This is a genomic window from Shinella sp. GW821-FHT11G07 (assembly GCF_058808115.1).
Window position 1 is genome coordinate 131,020 of the sequence record NZ_JBXARJ010000018.1, and the last position, 20,906, is coordinate 151,925.

Consider the following 20,906-nt stretch of genomic DNA (forward strand, 5'->3'; position numbering starts at 1 on the left):
GTTTTCCATGATGGCCCGGGCCGTACCGGCCCGGCGCCTGTCTCGAACGGCTGGATAGCGCGGTTTCGCCAATCGGCCGGTGCCTCAGGCGCCGGCCCACGTCCTTGACGCCAGCCATCGAGAGCGCTACTCATAAAGTCATCAGATGACTTTATGAGTTTACCATGTTTTCCCTCAGCAAGACCAATCTCGCCGATACCGCCGTCGAGGCGATCCGCGACGAAATCCTCAAGCGCCGCTGGGCGGTGGGCGAAAAATTGCCGAACGAGGCGACCTTGTCCGCCATGCTGTCCGTCAGCCGCGGCACGGTGCGCGAGGCGGTGCGCGTGCTCGCTTCGCAGGGTTACCTCGAAACCCGGCAGGGCTCCGGCACCTATGTGCTCTCGGTGGCCGATAGCACCCGCCCGCTCACCATGGCCCGCCGGGCGGGCCTGCGCGACCAGTTCGAGGCGCGTCTTGCGCTGGATGCGGAGGCCGCGCGGCTTGCGGCGCTGCGCCACACACCGGCCGTGCTCGCCGGGCTGCGCGCGCTGCTTGCCGAGCGTGGCAACCACGACGACGGCGACAAGGCGGGGTTCGTTGCCCGCGACTTCGCCTTCCATCAGGCAGTGATCGCCGCCTCACAAAACAGCGTGCTGATCGGCATGTACGAATTCTTTTCCACGCTGATTTCCGAAACCATCGAGGCGACGCTGGGTGAAGACCTTCCGGAACCGGACATGGCCGCCCATGCCGCAATCATCGATGCCATCGAAAGCGGCGATCCGGAGGCGGCCGATGCCGCGGTGCGCCGTTTCATGGCGCCCATGCTGTCGGCTCTCGATCGGTTGCTGCTGTCATGACCGTTCTCAATGATCCCGGCGCCATCGATCTGATCGACGCCGAAGCCGACAGCGTGCCGGCGCCCGCAGCACACCGGCCGAAAAGCACTGTGGCGCGCGTCCTGCTCGGCGTCAGCCTCGTGCTCATCGCCTTCAATCTGCGGCCGGTGTTTTCCAGCGCCTCGGCGCTGCTGCCGGAGATCCGCGACCTGCTCGGCCTTTCCGCCACCGGCGCCAGCCTGCTGACGACGCTGCCCGTCGTCTGCCTCGGCCTGTTCTCGCCGCTCGCCCCACGCCTCGCCCAACGCATCGGCACGGAGCGAACCCTGCTGGTCGTCATCCTCGTCGTGGCGCTCGGCACGGCGCTGCGCGGCCTGTCCTCCGTTCCGCTGCTCTTTCTGGGCACGGCACTTGCGGGGGCCGCGATTGCGGTCGGCAATGTGCTGCTGCCCGGCCTGGTCAAGCGGGACTTTCCCGACAAGGCGGCGCTGATGACGGGGTGCTACACGATGGCGCTTTGCGCAGGTGCTGCAAGTGCTGCCGGCCTGACCCTGCCCTTCGAACACGCCCTTGGCGGCTCGCTCAACGGGGCGCTGGCGATCTGGGCGCTGCCGGCCTTTCTGGTGGCGCTGCTCTGGCTGCCGCAGGTGCTTGGCACCCGCATGCAGGCCAAGCGCACCGGCTTTCGCGTGGAAGGGCTCTGGCGCGACAGGCTCGCCTGGCACGTCACGCTCTTCATGGGCCTGCAGTCGGCGCTCGCCTATTGCGTCTTCGGTTGGCTGGTGCCGATCCTGCGCGAGCGCGGGCTGGATGGCGTGACGGCCGGGGCGATCGTGTCGATCTCCGTGATGGTGCAGGCCGGCGCCTGCCTTGTCGCGCCGCATATCGCCGTGCGCGGCAAGGACCAGCGGCTGATCAACGTCGTGCTCTGCGGCTTCGCCGTCGTGGCGCTTCTTGGCCTGCTCTTCGCGCCGCTCTGGTCCGTGTGGATCTGGGCCGTGCTGCAGGGCATCGGCCAGGGCGGGCTGATCGCGGTGGCGATGACCGTCATCGTGCTGCGCACGCGTGATCCGCATGTGGCGGCGCATCTGTCCGGCATGGCGCAATGCGTCGGCTACCTGCTGGCGGCCATCGGCCCGCTGATCGTCGGCCTCATCCGCGGCTGGACGGGCAGTTTCGCCTGGAGCGCCGTGCTCTTCGTGCTGCTTGGCCTTGGCGCTGCCGTCAACGGCTGGTTCGCCGGCCGGGCGCTCTACGTCAACGCCCGCACGGTGGAAATGTAGGGGCGGATCGTGCCGGCTTCCGTGACGATAACGTCCATCGGAATGTCGTGTAGTTGCGGATAGATCGTCGCGAGTTTTGCGGCGCTGTAGCCGACGCCGATGACGCGTGGCTTCTTCGGCATGGCCGCCAAGGTCCTGTCGAAGAAACCGCCGCCATAACCGAGCCGGTAACAGGCCGGGTCGTAACCGACGACGGGTGCGATGACGATGTCGGGCAGGCAGGGTCGCTGCTCGGCCGGGATCGGAATGTTCCAGACGCCGCGCGACAGCGCCTCCCCCGTCTGCCAGAGATGGAATTCCAGCGGCCGCCCCTTCTCGACGACCACCGGCAGGGCCGTGCGCCCGCCGCGCTCCGCCACGGTTTGCAGGAACGGCCGCAGATCCGGCTCGCCGCGAAACGGCCAGTAGGCGCTGACGATGCGGTCCGTCAGATCGCCGATTTCCGCCAGCACGCCGGCCGCGATCGCTTGCGCCTGGTGCGCCCGTGTTTCGGCCGGAACGGCGAGACGCTCGGCGATGAGGCGCTCGCGCTCGCTCTTGCGCCAGCGGTTGACGTCGGTCCAGGCTTGTAGGTCGAGCGGCCCCGGCAGCCCCGAATAGGCCGGATCGACCTCATGCAGGAAACAGGCCGGTGAGGCGAAGCTGGCAGGTTTGTCGTCGTCATCCATGAATTCGGCCTCTGCGGCGCGGGGGAGTTCGAGGATTGCGCCTTTCTCCTTACCTGGCAAACGAATTCCGATTGCTATGTTTCCAGCAGAAAATCGGCCAGCACCCTGGCATGGTTGAATTCCCGGTTGCGCGATCCGTAGAGCAGGGTCACCGTCTCCGTCCGGGCGCGCACGCGCAGCGTGTCGACCAACGGGTTTTCCCGAAGCTCCTCCCGGTAGCGTGTCTGGAACTCCGCCCAGCGCTCCGGCTTGTGATCGAACCACTGGCGAAGGGCCGCTGTCGGCGCCAGTTCCTTCATCCATTCGGCAAAGGCGGCCTTGTCCTTCGAAATGCCGCGCGGCCAGAGCCAGTCGACGAGAATACGCGCGCCGTCCTGCGGTTCGGCTTCGTCGTAAACGCGCTTGATCCCTATCGGCATGTGAGCCTCCTCGTGGCCGGCTTACCCATCTGAGGCCGGAACGGCCTGCACTTCAAGCGCGACGTTCCCGCGCGCCGGCTTGACTTTGCTACCTTGGTCATCCCATCATAGACGCATGACCACGATGCCATCCCTTGCCCGGTTTCTGAAACGGCTGTTTCCTCTCGCAGGACACTAGCCCCTCGGCTTGGTCGCGTCGTGCCCCAGCCGTGGGGCAAATGCGGTTCCGTGAAATGGGAACCGTGCCAGACCAGCGCGACACTTCAATCCCCGTTTTTCATTTTCGTGTGCCTGTCGGGCCGCGAGACTCCGTGTCGTGAGGTTTCCATGACCAGCAAGACCAAGGGCAGCCGCCGGCCTGCCATCACCATCGCCCGTTCCGAACATGCCCGCCTGTCGAACCTTGCCGACATGCTGGCCGCGCGCGATCCGCACGCCGCAGAACAGCTCGCCGCCGAACTCGACCGGGCAAAGATCCTCGACGATGCGCGCATGGCGCCCGGCATCATGCGCATGGGCTCGATTGCCGAGTTCCGCATCGATGACGAGCCGGCGCAGATCGCCGAACTGGTTTTCCCGAAGGATGCCGATATTTCCCGCCAGCGCATCTCCGTGCTGACCCCGGTCGGGGCGGCCCTTCTCGGTCTTTCCGCCGGCCAGTCGATCGAATGGGCCGCGCGCGACGGCCGGGTGCGGCGCCTCACCGTCGTTTCGGTGCATGCCGCCGCGCCGGAAACGGCCAGCGCGTCCTGAGGCGCGCGCGGCGATGAAGTTCCTGTCCTTCTCCTCTTCCGGACGCATCGGAGGTTGCCTCGTCGCAGGATCGTGACCCCCTGTGCCGCATCCGCGGCCAGGGGGCTTCTCCACCATGGGTTTGTTTGCCGCGCCTCGAGGGGCGGGCAGGATGGAGAATGGCTATGGGACGCGATCCCGCAATGCTCACGGCAAGAGACGTCTATGTGCTGGAAAAGCTGCGAAGTGACTGGCCGCCGCTGACCGAGGAATGGACGGCACTGCTCGACCGGAAACTGTCGGCCGGCCGCCTGACGGCAGAACGCCGCCCGCCCGCGGATCTGGCAATGATCGACGCGCGCGTGTCGTTCCGCTGCGCAAGCGGGCTCACCGATACCCGCACGCTTTGCCTTCCCGGCACCTATGCCCCGGGAAGCGCCTTTCTGCCGGTCACCACCTTCTATGGCCTGGCGCTGCTCGGGCTCAGCGTGGGGCAGGCCATGGCCTTCGCCCGGCCAGAGGGCCGGCGAGACTGGATCGTTCTGGAAAAGGTGCTTTTCCAGCCGGTGGCCGTGTCCGATCTCTCCTATGCGGCGATCCCGGTGGCGCGGCCGACATTCCGGCTGATTGCCGGAGGGTTGGAAGAACGCGCCTTCACGCCGGCCAACGAAAACGGCCCCGGCACGGGTCCGGGACCATCGGCGGCCTGAAACGGGGCCAGCTCAGATGCCTTGCCCGTGGCCGGCCATCAGGCTGGTCGGGCCGGTCTGGGAGAGGCTTTTTGCGAGCGTCGCCAAAAGGTCGGTCTGCGAAATGATGCCGACGACATGGTGCTCCTCGTCGAGGACCACGACCGCATGGATTGAGCCGTCTGTCAGGCGCGGCAAGAGACCGATCGCCGGGTCGGACGGTCTGGCGATCGCGGCCTGCGATACGGGAAGCGGCGTGCCGGGCGCCATGGCGGCGAGTTCGCGGAGACCAACGGTGCCGCGAAGATGCCCTGTCGCGTCGAGCACCGGCAGCGTGCGGATATCGTGGTTGAGCAGCAGGCTGCGCGCCTCATCCGCCGTCGCGTTCTCGGCGACCGTCACCACGTCGCGCGACATGATGTCGGCGGCGGTAAGCTCGCCGCGCTGGCGCAACAGCGCCTGGAGCTCGACCTGGCGCAGCAGCGCGTCGATATCGGCGCGGCTGACGTCGAGCGTCTCGTTGAGGCTGGCAATGGCGACGTCGATGTCCTCGCTGTTGAACCCGACGCGAAAGGCCGCCGGCGGGTCGGCGGTCTTGTGCGTGTTGACGGGCGAAATCGCCTGGCGATGCGGATATTGCCGCCCGGCAAGCCGGTGAAACACCATGCCGACAGCCACAAGGATTAGCGAGTTGATCGCGATAGGCACCAGCGGAAACCAGAAGCCGGCCCGGGCGACGGCAGTTCCGCCGACGACGGCGGTCAGCGCCGCAGCCCCACCCGGCGGGTGCAGCGAGCGGGTCAGCGACATGATGAGGATGGCAAGGGCCACGGCAAGACCGATGGCGAGCGACGGATTGGTCACGAGCGTGGCGACGCTGACGCCGACAAAGGCGGAAATCGTGTTGCCACCGACGATTGACCAGGGCTGGGCAAGCGGACTTGCCGGCACGGCAAAGAGCAGGACGGCGGAGGCGCCGATGGGCGCGACGATCAGCGGCAGGTTCGGATCCTGCCCCATGACGAGCGCGCAGACGAGGCTGGTCAGGCAGATGCCGATGAGCGCGCCGACGCAGCCGATCAGCCGCTCCTTGAGCGTGGCACCGGCGAGAATCGGTGCAAAAAACCTGAACCTGGATGAGGTGCCCGGTTTCTGGGCATCGTGCGGAGGAATGGCCACGATGATCCTGATCGCAGAAGCGGATGACTGATTTTCAGGCTTATGTGCCTATCGCGGCCGGGACGCAAGGCGCAATCGGAAGATTCTGCGCTACGGCGAGCAGGGTTGCCGCCGGCAACAAAAAAGCCCGGCAGAGCCGGGCTTTTTTAGTGTTTCGGAAAACCGAAACGGGAATTTGGTGCCCAGAAGAGGACTCGAACCTCCACACCCTTTCGAGTACCAGCACCTGAAGCTGGCGCGTCTACCAATTCCGCCATCTGGGCGACGGAGAGCGATGTAGAAGGAGCGCCGCCCGGTGTCAACAGGCTTTTTGAAGTTTTTGCAACAGCTTGGCGAAAACCTTGTGGGGCGTAAAAATCTTCAACGGCCGCGCGCCCATTCGCGAATGCGGGTGAGCCCGGCCGCCAGCAGCCGGAGAGCGGCGGCCTCGTCGCGGGCCTCCACGTAGCAGCGCATTTCCGGTGCATTGCCGGACGGACGAAAATGCACGACGTCGCCGGTCTCCAGCGTCACGCGCAATCCGTCGATGTCGCTGACCTTCGACGGCGCGCCGATCGGTGCCAGGAACGCGGCAAGCGCGCCGGCGCCGGAGCGCAGTTCGGCCATCAGCGCGGCGCTCGTTTCGACGGGGAAGTTTTCGAGACGGTCGCTCGCGGCGGCCGGCAGGGCGAAGCCGGCGGCGATCGTGGAGAGCGGGCGTTTTTGCCCGGCTGCAAGCGCCAGCACGGCGAGCACCGGCATCAGACTGTCGCGCGTCGGCAACGGCGCGAGCGTGTGGCCGTTCACGGTGAAGGGGGTGGCAGTCAGCGTGCCGCCATTGGCCTCGAAACCGGCCACGGCTTTTTCGCCGGCCGCGACCGCTTCGTTCATGGCCGTGATGACGAAGGGAGAGCCGACCTTCGTGCGCAGCACGGTGCCGTCGACCGCGGCTTCGATGCCGGAATTGGATGTCACGGGCGTGGCGATGGCGGTGGCGCCGAGGAAGCGGCTGGCGATGAGGCCAACTAGGTCGCCGCGAATCGGTGTGCCGGTCTCGTCGGTGACGAGCGGCCGGTCGCCGTCGCCATCGGCCGAGATGATGGCGTCGAGCCCGTGTTGCACGGCCCAGCCCTGCAGCAGCGCGACCGTCTCGCTGGAGACCGCCTCCGTATCCACGGGAATGAAGGTTTCCGACCGGCCAAGCGCTACGGCATCCGCGCCGTAATGGGCGAGCACGGAGACGAACAGGTCGCGTGCGACCGTCGAGTGCTGGTAGACGCCGACCCGCAGGCCGGCGAGGCTGCCGGCCGGCAGAAGCAGGCGATTGCGCGCGTCGTACAGCGCCATCGCGGCGTCACGCAGGTCGTCTGCCGTTTCCTGTTCGGCGTCAAGGACGGTGCCCTCGGCGCGGATCGCATCGGCCGCCGCGGTGATGGCGGCTTCATCCGCCTTGTCGATCTCGCCGTCCGGCCGGTAGAATTTGATGCCGTTGCGGTCGGCGGGAATATGCGAGCCGGTGACCATCAGGCACGCCGCCTTGCGGGCGAGGCCGGTGAGCGCGAGGGCCGGCGTCGGCAGCGCGCCGCAATCGTGCGGGGCAAATCCGGCCTTGCGCAAGGCGGCGATCGCAATGGCCGAAATGGCCGGGCTGGAGGCGCGAAAATCGCGGCCGACCAGCACGGGGTCGCCCGGTTGCGCGATGCCGGCCGCCAGCAGATGGCGGGCGAAAGCCGTGGCATAGAGCGCGGTCGCCGGTCCCTCAAGATCAACCGAGAGACCCCGCAGGCCGCTGGTTCCAAATTTCAGGCTCATCTCGTCCCCTCATGCCTCTTGCGGATCGCAAATCCGGCGGTAAATCCCATGCTTATGCGGATGCGCGATCATGAATAAAACAAAATGCGTGAACGTAATGCAAAGCAGGGACGAGACAGGGAGAAATCCCGCCAGAACAGTGAGGATCAACATGTCGAAGATTCGAAATCTCGTTTTCGGTTGCGCGATGAGCATTGCCTCCGCAATCGCGCCCATGGGCGTGGCTGAGGCCGTTCCACTGGCCGTGCCGAAGGTCGAGACAAAAAGCGACGTCACCAGGGCCCAGGTGGAGTTCTGCTACGGCTATGGTTGCGAACGCCGCCAATATCGCCGCTACAATCGCCCGTATTACGGCGGTTACGAGCGTCGCTACGAGCGGCCACGCTACTATCGCCCGCGCTACGAGCGGCCGCGCTACTACGGTGGCGGTGGGAACGCCCATGTCCGGTGGTGCTCCAACCGCTACCGCACCTATGACCCCTATACCAACCGCTACCATGCGGGCGGCGGTGTCTATCGCATGTGCTATTCGCCCTACCGTTAAGCGCAGTCGGGTGACGGATAGGAACGGCGGGCTTCGGCCCGCCGTTTTCGTTTCATCCGGGATTGCCGTCGGTAACGCGGTCCGTGTGGCCGAGATCGCGGCCGGGTTCGATGACGTCGCGCACGCGCTGTTTCAGTTCCTTTGGCCCTGGAAAACCGCCGTCGCGCTTGCGCTCCCAGACCAGCGCCGCGCCGACCCGGATTTCGAAATTGCCGCCGCTTCCCGGAATGAGCGCCACCTCGCCAAGCGAATCGGAAAAGGTCGACAACAGCTCCTGTGCCATCCATCCGGCGCGCAGCAGCCAGTTGCACTGGGTACAGTAGAGTATGGAAACGCGCGGCTTTTCCCCGGTCATGGCTACCTCCTGATGACCGGGAAAGCATATAGCAGCGCATGCGACTTGGCACCTGTCTGCACGCGATCCCTTCACGGAAATGTCAACTCAATTTATCATGTTTTGTTGTTGGACATCTTGTCGCAGGCCGGTTCATGAGAGAGACGTGGTGCACTGCAACATCCTACCAGGAGACCCCATGACCGACTTCACCACCAGCCGTCCCCGCCTCATCATTCCGTCGCTCGGCGGCATCTATGCGGCGCTCGGCGAAAGCGCGGAAACGATCCTGCGCGTCGCCGCCGGCCTGCTGCTTGTCACCCATGGTTACGGCAAGATCATCAACCCCTTCGGCGCAAGCGGCATGGTCGAAAGCCTCGGCTTCTATCCCGGTGTCTTCTGGTCGCCGCTGCTCGCCGCCACCGAATTCTTCGGCGGTATCCTGATCGCCATTGGCCTCTTCACGCGGCCGGCCGCTTTCGCGGCGATGATCGTGCTCGCAGTCACCGTCTATTTCCACGGCATCGTGCAGGCCGAAGGCCTGATGGGCGCGGAAAAGTCCATCCTCTGGGCGCTGATCATGTTCTACTTCGTCATCCGTGGCGCAAACAGCCATTCGGTCGACGCAAAGCTCGGTCGTCAGTTCTGATCGATCGCTTCCGGTGGCTGCGGCATCTGCCGCAGCCGCCCTTTGATAAGGGCCATGATCGCGTCGCCGTCATAGGGCTTTTTCGCGACGGGGATCACCTCGAAGCCTTCGACGCCGCTGACATCGATGCCGCCGACCGTCGTGAAAAGCAGCGGCACCCGCGCGTCGATCAGGCGTTCGATACGGGCTCTTATATGGCTCGCGTCAAGCGGCACGTCGAACAGGCAGAGATCGATACCCGAAAGCGCCGCCTCGTCCCACTGGTCGAGCTGCTCCGGTCGCAACAGTGTTATGCGGCAGTCGAGCGCCCTCTTGATCAGAAATTCCGCATCGAGCGCGATCAGGAATTCGTGTTCTGCGATCACGATGTGCGGAAGAAAAGGTTCCATGGTGCCGCACTCCTCAGTCCATGCGCAACCGCCGGATCGGCCGGCGGTTCGGGACGCGGACTGTGGAGCCGGACCCATGGGGTGTCATTTAAAAAAGACATAGCAAATCGCCTTATGGAACAACCCGCGATGTTCCACGTTCAGCAAGCCAGTCCGGTGCTCAGGGCTGTGAACGGAAGGGGCAAGCATGGCCAGCAGCACGGCGGGCAACCATCATTCCAAATGGCGCACGCCCTGCCAGCAATGTCCCTTGCGGGAGCTCTCGGGCTTCCGCGATTTCACCGCCAAGGAAATCGACTTCGTTTCACATTTCAAGAGCGGCGAACTGTCGAGCGAGCGCGGTGCGACCATCCTCGTCGAGGGCATGCACAGCGCCCATCTCTTCACCGTGCTCTCCGGCTGGGCCTTCCGCTACAAGCTTCTGCCGGATGGCCGGCGCCAGATCATGAACTATGTGCTGCCCGGCGATCTTCTCGGCCTGCAAGGTAGCCTGATGGGCGAGATGAATCATTCCGTCGAGGCGCTGACGCCCGTCACGCTCTGCGTCTTCGAGCGCTCTAAGCTGGAACGACTGTTTGAGCGCCACCCCTCGCTCGGCTATGATCTCACCTGGATCGCCGCCCAAGAGGAGCGCATCCTCGACGAACACCTGTTGAGTGTCGGCCGGCGTTCGGCGCTGGAGCGCACGGCCTATCTCCTGTCCTTCATCCATCAGCGCGCCCATTCGGCAGGCGTCAATGGCGGTCGGCGCGTCATTCCAATCACCCAGCAACATGTCGCCGATACACTCGGCCTGTCGCTCGTCCATACCAACAAGACGCTGCGCAAGCTGTCGGATCGCAAGCTGATGCGCTGGCAGGACAGGGGCTGCGAAATCCTCGATGCGGACGGCCTGCTTGCGCTGGCCGGATGGGAAGGCCTGAAGAAGGAGGCCCGCCCTTTCATCTAGCCTTTTACGCGACGTCCCAATGCAGCGGGAACATCGGGTCGAACACGGTCACCGGTCCGGCCCCCGTCTCTATCCTGGCCGGGAAGCTTACCGGTTCCGCACGCTTGACCAGGCGGATGGTCTCCTCGTTTGCCGGCAGGCCATACCAGGCCGGGCCGTTCAGCGAGGCGAAGGCTTCCAGTTTGTCGAGCGCGTTCTCCTGTTCGAACACATGGGCAAGGCAGCTCATCGTGTTGATCGAGGTGTAGATACCGGCGCAGCCGCAGGCGCATTCCTTCAGCGGATCGACATGCGGCGCGGAATCGGTGCCGAGGAAGAAGCGGGCATCGCCGGACGTTGCCGCGGCGCGCAGCGCCAGCCGATGCTCCTCGCGTTTGGCGACGGGCAGGCAGTAATAATGCGGCTTGATGCCGCCAACGAGGATGGCGTTGCGGTTGATGATCAGGTGATGCGTGGTGATCGAGCCGGCAAGGTTCGCCTTCGACGCCGTGATGTAGTCGACGCCGTTCTTCGTCGTGACATGCTCCATGGTCACGCGCAGTTCCGGCAGGCGCTGGCGCAACGGATCGAGCACCGTTTCGATGAACACGGCCTCGCGGTCGAAGATGTCGACCTCCGGCGTCGTCACCTCTCCGTGCACGCAGAGCGTCAGGCCGATCTTCGCCATGCGCTCCAGCGCCGGCATCGCCTTGTCCATGTCGCGCACGCCGCCGTGCGAATTGGTCGTCGCACCGGCCGGATAGAGTTTGACCGCACGGATAAGGCCACTCTTATAGCCGGCTTCCACGTCGTCGGGGTTGGTGTGCTCGGTGAGATAGAGCGTCATCAGCGGTTCGAACCGGTCGCCGGCGGGCAACGCGGCGAGGATGCGATCACGATAGGCCGTGGCGTCCGCGGTGGTGACGACCGGCGGCACGAGGTTCGGCATGATGATCGCGCGGGCGAAATGGCGGCTGGTATCGCCGATCACGCCTTCCAGCATGGCGCCGTCGCGCAGGTGCAGGTGCCAGTCGTCCGGCCGGCGGATGGTGATTTCTGTGGTCATCGGCGTCGCTCCCGTGTTTGCGGCTGCGATAGCATCCATGGGCCGTGACGACAATCGCCTCAGAACATGTCGATATGCAGATCCGCGGGCCGGGAGTTTTCCAGGATGCGCTTTCCGTTCGGCAGATCATTGCCGTAGAGCTTCCAGCCGATCTGGTCCTCCGGCAGCGCATAGCCCATCCAGCGCTGACGCAGTCGCTTTTCCAGCACGGGGTAGGGTGGGCCGACGAAGATGGTGAAGTCGAACACGCCGTCCAGCCTGTCCCAGGGCGCATCCTTGAAGAGCAGGTAATTGCCCTCGGCGAGGATGAAGCGCGTTTCGACCGGAATGGCGCGGGCGGCATTGATGGCAAGTTCGCGCGACCGGTCGAACACCGGCACCAGCACTTCGCCGTCTGCCCGTTTCAGGGCCTGCACGATATCGACGAAACCGCGCCCGTCAAAAGACTCCGGCACGCCCTTGCGCTGCAGCAATCCGCGCTCGGCGAGAATGCCGTTATCCATGTGGAAACCGTCCATCGGCAGGATTTCAGCGCTCTCGCCCCGGGCAACGAGCCCGTCGCGCAACGCTTCGGCCAGGGTCGACTTGCCGGCAGCCGGCGGTCCGGCAAGGCCGACGAGGAAGCGGCGCGCGTCCCCCGCGCGCCGTTGGAGTGCATCGACGATAGTGGTCGGCGATATCATGCCGCAATGGCCTCCGCAGGTACCTTGGCGCCGGTCATGAAGGCAACGGCGTCTGACATGGTGTAGTCCTTCGGATTGATGACGGTCAACCGACGGCCGAGCCGGTGGATGTGGATGCGGTCTGCCACCTCGAAGACATGCGGCATGTTGTGCGAGATGAGCACGATCGGAATGCCGCGCCGGCGCACGTCGAAGATGAGCTCCAGCACGCGCCGGCTCTCCTTCACGCCAAGCGCCGCCGTCGGTTCGTCGAGGATGATGACCTTCGACCCGAAGGCCGCAGCGCGGGCCACGGCCACGCCCTGACGTTGGCCGCCCGACAGCGTCTCCACCGCCTGGTTGATGTTCTGGATCGTCATCAGGCCGAGTTCTGAGAGCTTGTCGCGGGCGAACTTTTCCATCGCGCCCCGATCGAGCGTGCGGAACAGATTGCCCATGATGCCGGGTTTGCGGATTTCGCGGCCGAGGAACATGTTGTCGGCAATCGACAGCGCCGGCGAGAGCGCGAGGTTCTGGTAGACCGTCTCGATGCCGGCCTTGCGGGCCTCGATCGGCGAGCGGAAGTTGATCACCTCGCCCTGCAGGCGGATTTCGCCTTCGTCCGGCGTGATGGCGCCTGAGATCGCCTTGATCATCGAGGATTTGCCAGCACCATTGTCGCCGATCACGGCGAGGATTTCGCCGGGATAGAGGTCGAAGTCGGCGTGGTCGAGGGCGGTGACGCGGCCATAGCGTTTTACGAGACCGCGGGCGGTGAGAATGGGTTCGAGAGCCATCAGCCTGCTACCTTTCTGATCCACTGGTCGATTGCGACTGCCGAGATGATGAGGACGCCGATCAGGAGATAGGTCCATTGCGGGTCCGTGCCGATGAGGCGCAGGCCGAGCGAGAAGACGCCGACGATGAGTGCGCCGAAGATCATGCCGAGGATGGAGCCGCGGCCACCGAACAGCGAGATGCCGCCGATCACCACAGCGGTGATCGATTCGATGTTGGCGAACTGGCCGGCGGTCGGGGAAACCGAGCCGATGCGGCCGATGAGTGCCCAGCCGGCCAGCGCGCAGATGAGGCCGGAGAGCGTATAGACCGAGACCAGCATGCGCTTGACGTTGACGCCGGCGAGTTCCGCCGCGTCCGGATCATCTCCGACCGCATAGACATGGCGACCCCAGGCGGTGTGGTTCAGCACGTACCAGAGCAGCGCCACCAGCAGCACCATGGCGATGACGCCGTAGGTGAAGACCGCGCTACCGAGTTTTAGGTTGTTGCCGAAGAATTGCAGGATGGGCGCTTGCGTCGAAATATCCTGCGAACGGATCGTCTCGTTGGCCGAATAGAGGAAGTTCGAGGCGAGAATGATCTGCCACATGCCGAGCGTGACGATGAAGGGCGGCAGTTTCATGCGGGCGACGAGCAGGCCGTTGATGTAGCCGCAGAGCGCGCCGCAGGCGAGGCCGCAGAGCACGGCAAGCGCCGGCGGCAGGCCGTAGCGGAAGGTGAACTGGCCCATCACGACGGACGAGAGCACCATGATGGCGCCGACCGACAGGTCGATGCCGGCCGTCATGATGACCAGTGTCTGTGCCGCACCGACAATGCCGACGATCGCCACCTGTTGCAGGATGAGCGTCAGCGTGAAGGCGGAGAAGAACTTTCCGCCGAGGACGATGCCGAAGATCGCCACCGACAGCACGAGCACGATGAGCGGCACGGCAGAGGGACTGCCGTGCAGGAAGTGCTGGAACTTCTGGATGGGCGTCTTGTCATGCGTATCGAAGGATGCGACCTGCGTTGCGCTGCCGGTCAGCACCTTCTCGAATTCCTGTGAGGGTTGTGAGCCCTGCAAGGGCTGCGCGCCCGTCGTTGTCTCAGTCATGATGCTGTTCCTCCCCTTCCGGTGCCGACCGTCGCGGCTCCCCGGATGAAATGGTGCACGGACGCATCGGTGCAGACGCTTTCGCGCACCTGCCGCCTTCTTCGGGCGGCCTCTTGCGAACGGTCTCGGCTTTCGCCGCCGCTCGTCAGAAGAAAGGTGCCCACGTCTGTTCGCGATTGTCAAAGCGGGTGCGTCGTCGCGCGCCCATCCGTCCGTAGCGGAATGCCGGCCCGGTCAAACCGGGCCGGCCTGGCAGGGCATCAGCCCCAGCACTTGTCCTTGCCGGCCTTGGTGTCGATGGACTCGACGCCGGCTGCCGGCTTGTCGGTTACGAGCGTGACGCCCGTGTCGAAGAAGTCCTTGCCTTCGGTTGCCTTCGGCTTTTCACCGGTATCGGCGAACTTCTTGATGGCCTCGACGCCGAGCGCCGCCATCATCAGCGGGTACTGCTGCGAGGTCGCGCCGATGACGCCGTCTGCGACGTTCTGCACGCCCGGGCAACCGCCGTCGACGGACACGATCAGCACATCGCCTTCCTTGCCGACGGCCTTCAGCGCTTCATAGGCGCCGGCAGCAGCCGGTTCGTTGATGGTGTGCACCACGTTGATCGACGGGTCCTTCTGCAGGAGGTTTTCCATGGCGGTGCGGCCGCCTTCCTCGTTGCCGTTGGTCACGTCATGGCCGACGATGCGTGCATCGTCCTCATCACCGATCTTGGTGATGTCCTTAACGTCGATGCCAAAACCCTTCATGAAGCCCTGGTTGCGCAGCACGTCGACCGACGGCTGGGAGGGCGTCAGGTTCAGGAAGGCGATCTTGGCATCCTTGGCAGCGTCGCCGAGGGTGGCGGCGGCCCACTTGCCGATCAGTTCGCCGGCGAGCAGGTTGTCGGTGGCAAAGGTCATGTCGGCGCTGTCGAGCGGCTCCAGCGGCGTGTCGAGTGCGATGACGAGCAGGCCGGCGTCACGCGCCTTCTGAACCGAGGGAACGATGCCCTTGGTATCGGAAGCGGCAATCAGGATGCCCTTCGCGCCGTCGGCAATGCAGGTCTCGATCGCGGCGACCTGGCTTTCCGAGTCACCGTCGACCTTGCCGGCATAGGCCTTCAGGGTAACGCCGAGTTCGGTGGCCTTGGCGGTCGCGCCTTCCTTCATCTTGACGAAGAAGGGGTTGGTGTCGGTCTTGGTGATCAGGCAGGCGGTGGTGTCGGCGGCAGCGGCCGGCGACGAAAAGGCAACGCCGAGCGCAAGTGCGCCGAGAGCGGCGGAAACGATCGTCTTCTTCATATCATCAATCCTCCCAAGGACGAAACGGGATGCGCCCTTGTCCGGGCCATCCGGTCACACGGGCCAGGGGCTCCTCCGCCGGCCTTCCGTGTTTCCGGGGGTGAAAAGACCACCAAAAGAAATGCCTGTCAATAAATAAATCGAATTGAATTATTAATTCGATGTGGCATGCTGGTGGAAAGAACGGGTGAAAGCCCCGGCTGCATCGTTTCCGATGGAAGAGCGGAACCGCAGCCGATAAGAGGACCGGAAAGGGCGCGCCGCGTCGTGACCGGCACGGGAGGAGACGATGAGCAAACATGCCGCGACGGCACCCGCCGCGCCGGCCGAAATCCTCGACCCGAGCGGGGGCGCCAACCAGGTGCGCGTGCGCGCCTATAACGAGCGGCTGGTCATGTCGCTGGTGCGCCGGCACGGCAGCCTGTCGAAGGCCGATATCGCCCGGCGCAGCGGCCTGTCCGCCCAGACCGTCACCGTCATCATGCGCGCGCTGGAGGCCGAGGGCCTGTTGATGCGCGGCGAGCCGATGCGCGGCAAGGTCGGCCAGCCCTCCGTGCCGATGCGGCTCAATCCCGATGCCGTCTATTCCTTCGGCCTGAAGATCGGCCGCCGCAGCGCCGACATCGTGCTCATGGACTTCGTCGGCGGCATTCGCCGGCAGGTCCGCCGCACCTATGCCTATCCGATGCCCGGCCCGCTGCTTGCCTTCGTCGAGGAGGGACTTGCCGAGCTGGACGCGGCGATCACGCCGGAGGAGCGTGCCCGCATCGCCGGCTTCGGCGTTGCAGCCCCCTTCGAGTTGTGGAGCTGGGCGGGCGAGGTGGGCGCGCCGCAGGCCGACATGGACCAGTGGCGGGGCGTCGATCTCGAAGCGGAGATCGCCAGGCGCGTGCCCTATCCGGTCGCGCTGCAGAACGACGCGACCAGCGCCTGCGCCGCCGAACTCGTCTTCGGCCTCGGGCCGCAATATCCGGACTTTCTCTATCTGTTCATCGGCTCCTTCATCGGTGGCGGCGTGGTGCTGAATTCCGCGCTGTTCACCGGCCGCACCGGCACGGCCGGCGCGATCGGCCCGCTGCCCGTGCAGGGTCGCGACGGCGAGACGGTGCAGCTTCTCAAGATCGCCTCGATCTACCGTCTCGAAAATCTTCTGCGCGAGCACGGCATCGACCCGAAGCCTTTGTGGTATTCGCCCGATGGCTGGATCGACTTCGGCCCCCCGCTGGAAATCTGGATCGACGACATGGCGGCAGCGCTTGCCCAGGCGGTCGTCGCCTCGGCCTCGGTCATCGACTTTTCCGCCGTCGTCATCGATGGCGGTTTTCCGGCCTGGGTGCGCGAACGGGTCGTGGTGGCGACGAAGGCCGCTGTCGCCCGGCTCGACCTCCAGGGCGTGACCTTGCCCGAGATCGTCGAAGGCGCCGTCGGCAGCCACGCCCGCTCGGTCGGCGGCGCCAGCCTGCCGCTGTTCTCGCGGTATCTTCCCGACCACAATGTCCTCTTCAAGGAGCTTGCCTGAATGCTGAAAGGTATCGACCCCATCCTGAGCCCGGAACTGCTCGCCACGCTGCGCGCCATGGGGCACGGCGACGAGATCGCCATCGTCGATGGCAATTATCCGGGCGTCGAACATGCCCGCCGGCTGATCCGCCTCGACGGCGTGCCGCTCATCCCGGCGCTCAACGCCGTGCTCTCGGTGATGCCGATCGACGATTTCGTCGAGGACGCGATCTTCCGCTCGACCTTCCGCCAGGAGCGCGACACGCTGGAGCCGGTGCACCACGAGATCATCGCCTGCTGCGCCGGCCACGAACCGGCCCGCACGGTCGTGCCCCTCGTCGGCGCCGATTTCTACAATCGCGTCCGCGCCGCCCACACGCTGGTGCAGACCGGCGAGCCGCGGCTCTATGCCAATGTCATCCTGCGCAAGGGTGTGATTTATCCGTAGGGTTTTTTGTCCTGTTCCATCCGGAACAGCGCGGCGCGGGGCGATGTGGGACAGTCTGGTCACTGGATGAGAGAGGCTCATCCCCAGCAAGAGATCAGGAGAGACCCCATGCGCAAGTTCATCGTTTCCGCCACCGTTGCCCTCATAGCCGCGGTTTCCTTCGCAGCGCCCTCGCAGGCCGGTTATTACAGCTACGGCTACGAGCACGATTGCTCCTCAAGCCGGTAAAACCCTGCGATCGCTACGGCAATGTCTTCATCAAGAAGATCCGCATCTGCCGCTGATTTCGCCCTTTGCTGATCCTCCCCGCCTCGCCCGGCTCGAAAGAGCCGGGTTCTTTCTGTTCGAAGTCCTTGAACGAAGCACAAGGGCATGATTGTCTCGCGCGATATCGATGAGCAGGAGTATCGCATGCGGGTGTTGGTGGTGGAAAACGACAAGGTGACGTTGCTGGGCCAGATCGGCGTGGCGCTCGAGGAGGCAGGCGCCGAGATCGACATCTGCCGGCCGCATGCCGGCGACGCCATCCCCGCGGACGAGACCGGCCACGACGCCATTGTCGTCATGGGCGGCCCGCAGAATGCCCGCGACGACGAGCGACACGCCTATCTGCCGGCACTCGCCGCCCTGATGCGCCGCTTCGGCGACGCCGGAAAATCGGTGCTCGGCGTGTGTCTCGGGAGCCAGCTGCTTGCACGGGCCTATGGGGCGGAGAACCGCATCGGCGCAGCGCCGGAATTCGGTTGGTGCACCGTGGCGCTGACGGCAGACGGGGCCGGCGATCCGGTGCTCTCTGCTGCCAGTGGTTCGTTCCCGATCTTCCAGTGGCACAGCGATACGTTCACGCTGCCGGAGGGGGCGGTGCGGCTGGCCACCAATGGCGCTGCCGAAAACCAGGCGTTTCGCATCGGCCGCGCCGTCTACGGCACGCAGTTCCATTTCGAGGCGAGCCGCGCGGTGGTGGATGGCTGGGCGGAGACTTTCCCGGACCTCATCGAGACGCTGCAGCCCGGCTGGCTTGCGAAACGGGCGGCCCTTGCCGCCGAAAACGGCCCCAGCGCCGACGCCACGGGCCTCGCGATCGCCCGTGCCTGGGTGGCGACGATCACCGCCGCCGAGGCCCGTCGCGTCGCTTAAAATCCCGACATCGCCGCTGCAAATCGTGTTGCGGCGGCGTGCAGGACCGCGGGCGCAAAGCCGGAAAAGCCGATGACCAGGCCCTGCTTCGGCGGGTTGGTGACAGCCATGGAGGAAAGCGCCCGCACGCCGAGCCCGGCATGCCGTGCGATCTCCACCGCATCCGTATCGACAAGGGCGGCGGGCAGGCCGGCGACGAGGTGCAGGCCCTGGTCCGGCACGTCGAGCGAGAGATTTTCTGCCGTCGAAAGCCCTGCCACCAGCGCATCGCGCGCCGCCTGTGCCTGGCGCCGGGCGCGGCGAAGATGGGCGGCGAAATGGCCCTCGCGCAGGAGGTCGGTCAGGGCGGCTTCCGCCAGCGTCGGCGGGCTGCGGTCGGTGCGGCTGCGCAGGGTCATGACGGTGTCGAGCAGCGGATCCGGGATGACGGCGTAGCCGAGGCGCAGGCCGGGAAACAGCACCTTGGAGAAAGTGCCGAGATAGATCACGCGACCGCTGTCATCCATGCCCTGCATGGCGGCGAGCGGCGGGCCGGCATAGCGGAACTCGCTGTCGTAATCGTCCTCGATGATCCAGCCGCCCGTCTCGCGTGCCCAGTCGATGAGGGCAAGGCGGCGGCGCATGCTCATGGTCACGCCGAGCGGGAACTGGTGCGACGGCGTGACATAGACCGCGCGGGCGCCGGGGGCTGCAAGCGCGATGTCGGCGCCCTCCGCATCGACGGCGAGGCCGGAGAGATCGAACCCGTTTCCGGCAAAGGCGGCCCGGGCGCTGGGGTAACACGGGTCCTCGATCATCACCCGGTCGCCGGGCGAGAGCGCTGCGCGGATGACGAGGTCGATGCCCTGCTGCGTGCCGGTCGTGATGACGATCGAGCGGGCCTCGCAGCGCACGCCGCGCGCCTGCCGGAGATAGGCGGCGACCGCCTGGCGCAGCGCCTCGCCACCACGCGGATCGCCATAATAGAAGTGTTCCGGGCCGGGGCGGGTAAGATGGCGCGACAGAAGCGTGCGGAAGATTTTTAGCGTGCGGGCGTCCGCCATGGCGACGCCAAGCGTGCCGGGAAGCGGCATTTTCGGATCGGCGCTTTTTGTTTCGAGGGCGACCACCGGCTTTACCGTCGGCACGCGGTCCGCGACGAAGGTGCCGGCACCCGTGCGCGCCACGGCGTAGCCTTCGGCGATCAGCGTCTCGAAGGCGGCGACGACGCTGCCGCGCGCCGTCTTCAGCCGCTGCGCCAGATCGCGCGACGGCGGCAGCTTGCTGCCGGCCGGAATGGCACCCGCCTCGATCAGCCGGCGCAGCTCGCGATACAGTGCGGGTGTGCGCTTTCCGGTCGCCGGCAGGACGGGAATGAGCGACGACCAGTCCGGCAGATTGGCCTGATTTTTTTGCACAGGATTGGTACTTTTTCGATCCAATGGCATGGAGCACCATGGCGGCATCATTCCTGAAAGGCAAGATGCATGACCGCCGAGACCGAGACCGCCACCTATCCCGTCACCCCGCGCAACCGCGTCAAGCGTCTGCACGAACGCGGCAGCTACGACCGCGCCGCCGTGCACGCCATTCTCGATGCGGCCATGCTCTGTCACGTCGCCTATGTCATCGACGGCCAGCCCTATACGACGCCGACGCTGTTCTGGCGCAAGGGCGATACGCTCTACTGGCACGGATCGTCGGCGAGCCGCATGCTGCGCCACCTCAAGACCGGCACGCCCGCCTGCCTCACCGTCGCCCATCTCGACGGGCTCGTGCTGGCGCGCTCGGGCTTCAACCATTCGGCCAACTACCGCTCCGCCATGTGTTTCGGCACCGCCCGCCTTGTCGAGGACCCGGAGGAGAAGATCGAGGCGATGCGCGACGTCGTCGACCGCTTCTATCCCGAGCGCAGCGCGCTGCTCCGCCCCATCACCACCCAGGAGGCCAAGGCCACGACGATCATCGCCATGCCGATCGACGAGGCGGCTGCCAAGGTGCGCGCCAAGGGCGTCGGCGACGACGAAGAGGATTTTGCGCTGCCCATCTGGGCCGGCGTCATCCCCGTGACGACGGTGCTCGGTCAAGCGCAGACCTGTCCCCGGCTGGTGGCGGGCGTCGACAAGCCCGAGGCGCTGTCGATCTTCCCCGAAGGCGGGCGGCTGGATGAGGCGCTGAAGACCGGGCAGCGGATCTACGAGGACGGCTGACCGGCACAGCGCGCCCGCCCAATGCCGACATCCACGCGGCGGAATCTTCGCCCGTGGGGTTTCAAGGAGCATCGGACGGGGCGCTGGAAGCTGCCTCGTAAAAGTGAGTGTATGTGGCACCTTTCAGCGCCCCGTTCAGCAGTTTTTGCCTGCGACTCCGCTCCCTCTGCAAAGGCCGGTGCCGGTGGATGTCTGCCGTCGGTTTCCGGGATGGGCCGTTCCGATTTTTCGCCGCGCAAGACCTCACCTTGAGGACATTGTGGACGGAAAGGGGTTTGCCCCTTCCGGACTGCTG

The 20,906-nt window shown here is 65.5% G+C and carries 23 protein-coding genes and 1 tRNA gene; 11 read left to right on the forward strand and 13 right to left on the reverse strand.

What is annotated here, in order from left to right:
* Positions 1 to 164: 164 nt before the first annotated feature.
* Together AC1RT2_RS27635 and AC1RT2_RS27640 are read left to right on the forward strand one after the other, a co-directional pair.
* A complete protein-coding gene (locus tag AC1RT2_RS27635; RefSeq protein ID WP_493107143.1) occupies positions 165 to 842 on the forward strand; it encodes a FadR/GntR family transcriptional regulator in 678 nt (225 codons plus the stop codon).
* On the forward strand, positions 839 to 2,104 hold the full coding sequence (locus AC1RT2_RS27640; RefSeq protein WP_493107145.1) for a CynX/NimT family MFS transporter: 1,266 nt from the start codon (positions 839 to 841) through the stop codon (positions 2,102 to 2,104). The genes AC1RT2_RS27635 and AC1RT2_RS27640 overlap by 4 nt, the downstream gene beginning before the upstream one ends.
* Here AC1RT2_RS27640 and AC1RT2_RS27645 read toward each other — a convergent pair.
* Both AC1RT2_RS27645 and AC1RT2_RS27650 read right to left on the reverse strand, forming a co-directional pair.
* A complete protein-coding gene (locus AC1RT2_RS27645) occupies positions 2,074 to 2,772 on the reverse strand; it encodes a 5-formyltetrahydrofolate cyclo-ligase (protein ID WP_493107147.1) in 699 nt (232 codons plus the stop codon). The genes AC1RT2_RS27640 and AC1RT2_RS27645 overlap by 31 nt on opposite strands.
* Before the next feature lie 74 nt (positions 2,773 to 2,846).
* Positions 2,847 to 3,191 (reverse strand): DUF488 domain-containing protein, encoded by a 345-nt coding sequence (locus AC1RT2_RS27650; protein WP_493107148.1) that lies wholly within the window; start codon positions 3,189 to 3,191, stop codon positions 2,847 to 2,849.
* 327 nt (positions 3,192 to 3,518) lie between these two features.
* Between AC1RT2_RS27650 and rnk the strand changes: the two genes are divergently transcribed.
* Both rnk and AC1RT2_RS27660 read left to right on the forward strand, forming a co-directional pair.
* Entirely contained in the window at positions 3,519 to 3,944 is a 426-nt protein-coding gene (gene rnk, locus AC1RT2_RS27655; protein ID WP_493107149.1) for a nucleoside diphosphate kinase regulator, read from the forward strand.
* Positions 3,945 to 4,102: 158 nt separating this feature from the next.
* Positions 4,103 to 4,633, forward strand: coding sequence for a GreA/GreB family elongation factor (locus AC1RT2_RS27660; RefSeq protein ID WP_493107151.1), 531 nt, complete (start codon positions 4,103 to 4,105; stop codon positions 4,631 to 4,633).
* A 12-nt stretch (positions 4,634 to 4,645) separates the two neighbouring features.
* Here AC1RT2_RS27660 and AC1RT2_RS27665 read toward each other — a convergent pair whose 3' ends face one another.
* From AC1RT2_RS27665 to AC1RT2_RS27675, 3 genes are all read right to left on the reverse strand, one after another.
* Positions 4,646 to 5,797: an HPP family protein gene (locus AC1RT2_RS27665; RefSeq protein WP_493107182.1), complete on the reverse strand. Its 1,152-nt coding sequence runs from the start codon at positions 5,795 to 5,797 to the stop codon at positions 4,646 to 4,648.
* Positions 5,798 to 5,967: 170 nt separating this feature from the next.
* Positions 5,968 to 6,054, reverse strand: a tRNA-Leu gene (locus tag AC1RT2_RS27670).
* 97 nt (positions 6,055 to 6,151) lie between these two features.
* Positions 6,152 to 7,582 carry a phosphohexomutase domain-containing protein gene (locus AC1RT2_RS27675; RefSeq protein WP_493107153.1) on the reverse strand — a complete coding sequence of 477 codons (1,431 nt, stop codon included), beginning with the start codon at positions 7,580 to 7,582 and terminating at the stop codon, positions 6,152 to 6,154.
* Between the two features lie 151 nt (positions 7,583 to 7,733).
* On the opposite strand from AC1RT2_RS27675, the gene AC1RT2_RS27680 reads away from it, so the two are divergent.
* Entirely contained in the window at positions 7,734 to 8,126 is a 393-nt protein-coding gene (locus AC1RT2_RS27680) for a BA14K family protein (protein ID WP_083242917.1), read from the forward strand.
* A 52-nt stretch (positions 8,127 to 8,178) separates the two neighbouring features.
* Here AC1RT2_RS27680 and AC1RT2_RS27685 read toward each other — a convergent pair whose 3' ends face one another.
* A complete protein-coding gene (locus AC1RT2_RS27685) occupies positions 8,179 to 8,481 on the reverse strand; it encodes an Rdx family protein (RefSeq protein ID WP_493107155.1) in 303 nt (100 codons plus the stop codon).
* Between the two features lie 178 nt (positions 8,482 to 8,659).
* Here AC1RT2_RS27685 and AC1RT2_RS27690 point away from each other — a divergent pair, with 178 nt between their 5' ends.
* Positions 8,660 to 9,109 (forward strand): DoxX family protein, encoded by a 450-nt coding sequence (locus AC1RT2_RS27690; RefSeq protein ID WP_493107157.1) that lies wholly within the window; start codon positions 8,660 to 8,662, stop codon positions 9,107 to 9,109.
* Here AC1RT2_RS27690 and AC1RT2_RS27695 read toward each other — a convergent pair.
* Positions 9,100 to 9,498 carry a response regulator gene (locus AC1RT2_RS27695; protein WP_493107159.1) on the reverse strand — a complete coding sequence of 133 codons (399 nt, stop codon included), beginning with the start codon at positions 9,496 to 9,498 and terminating at the stop codon, positions 9,100 to 9,102. The two genes, AC1RT2_RS27690 and AC1RT2_RS27695, sit on opposite strands and share 10 nt — an antisense overlap.
* Before the next feature lie 187 nt (positions 9,499 to 9,685).
* Here AC1RT2_RS27695 and AC1RT2_RS27700 point away from each other — a divergent pair, with 187 nt between their 5' ends.
* Entirely contained in the window at positions 9,686 to 10,447 is a 762-nt protein-coding gene (locus tag AC1RT2_RS27700) for a Crp/Fnr family transcriptional regulator (RefSeq protein ID WP_069060352.1), read from the forward strand.
* Positions 10,448 to 10,451: 4 nt separating this feature from the next.
* Here AC1RT2_RS27700 and pyrC read toward each other — a convergent pair whose 3' ends face one another.
* The 5 genes from pyrC to AC1RT2_RS27725 form a co-directional block, all read right to left on the reverse strand.
* Positions 10,452 to 11,492, reverse strand: a complete 1,041-nt coding sequence (pyrC, locus tag AC1RT2_RS27705; protein WP_493107161.1) for a dihydroorotase — start codon at positions 11,490 to 11,492, stop codon at positions 10,452 to 10,454.
* Between the two features lie 59 nt (positions 11,493 to 11,551).
* Positions 11,552 to 12,175, reverse strand: a complete 624-nt coding sequence (locus tag AC1RT2_RS27710; RefSeq protein WP_493107163.1) for a nucleoside triphosphate hydrolase — start codon at positions 12,173 to 12,175, stop codon at positions 11,552 to 11,554.
* Complete coding sequence (locus AC1RT2_RS27715) at positions 12,172 to 12,951, reverse strand: ATP-binding cassette domain-containing protein (RefSeq protein ID WP_493107165.1); 780 nt, start codon at positions 12,949 to 12,951, stop codon at positions 12,172 to 12,174. Before AC1RT2_RS27715 ends, AC1RT2_RS27710 begins: the two co-directional genes overlap by 4 nt.
* A complete protein-coding gene (locus AC1RT2_RS27720; protein WP_493107167.1) occupies positions 12,951 to 14,051 on the reverse strand; it encodes an ABC transporter permease in 1,101 nt (366 codons plus the stop codon). Before AC1RT2_RS27720 ends, AC1RT2_RS27715 begins: the two co-directional genes overlap by 1 nt.
* Positions 14,052 to 14,311: 260 nt before the next feature.
* Complete coding sequence (locus AC1RT2_RS27725) at positions 14,312 to 15,337, reverse strand: sugar ABC transporter substrate-binding protein (protein WP_069060347.1); 1,026 nt, start codon at positions 15,335 to 15,337, stop codon at positions 14,312 to 14,314.
* Between the two features lie 289 nt (positions 15,338 to 15,626).
* Here AC1RT2_RS27725 and AC1RT2_RS27730 point away from each other — a divergent pair, with 289 nt between their 5' ends.
* The 3 genes from AC1RT2_RS27730 (at position 15,627) to AC1RT2_RS27740 (ending at position 18,422) form a co-directional block, all read left to right on the forward strand.
* Positions 15,627 to 16,856, forward strand: coding sequence for an ROK family transcriptional regulator (locus AC1RT2_RS27730; protein WP_493107169.1), 1,230 nt, complete (start codon positions 15,627 to 15,629; stop codon positions 16,854 to 16,856).
* On the forward strand, positions 16,857 to 17,285 hold the full coding sequence (locus AC1RT2_RS27735; RefSeq protein WP_069060345.1) for an RbsD/FucU family protein: 429 nt from the start codon (positions 16,857 to 16,859) through the stop codon (positions 17,283 to 17,285). It abuts the gene before it with no gap.
* A 372-nt stretch (positions 17,286 to 17,657) separates the two neighbouring features.
* Positions 17,658 to 18,422 carry a type 1 glutamine amidotransferase gene (locus AC1RT2_RS27740; RefSeq protein WP_493107171.1) on the forward strand — a complete coding sequence of 255 codons (765 nt, stop codon included), beginning with the start codon at positions 17,658 to 17,660 and terminating at the stop codon, positions 18,420 to 18,422.
* Here the strand turns inward: AC1RT2_RS27740 and pdxR are convergent.
* Positions 18,419 to 19,819, reverse strand: a complete 1,401-nt coding sequence (gene pdxR, locus AC1RT2_RS27745) for a MocR-like pyridoxine biosynthesis transcription factor PdxR (RefSeq protein WP_493107173.1) — start codon at positions 19,817 to 19,819, stop codon at positions 18,419 to 18,421. The genes AC1RT2_RS27740 and pdxR overlap by 4 nt on opposite strands.
* Before the next feature lie 69 nt (positions 19,820 to 19,888).
* Here pdxR and AC1RT2_RS27750 point away from each other — a divergent pair, with 69 nt between their 5' ends.
* Positions 19,889 to 20,611, forward strand: coding sequence for a pyridoxamine 5'-phosphate oxidase family protein (locus AC1RT2_RS27750; RefSeq protein WP_069060343.1), 723 nt, complete (start codon positions 19,889 to 19,891; stop codon positions 20,609 to 20,611).
* Positions 20,612 to 20,906: the final 295 nt, after the last annotated feature.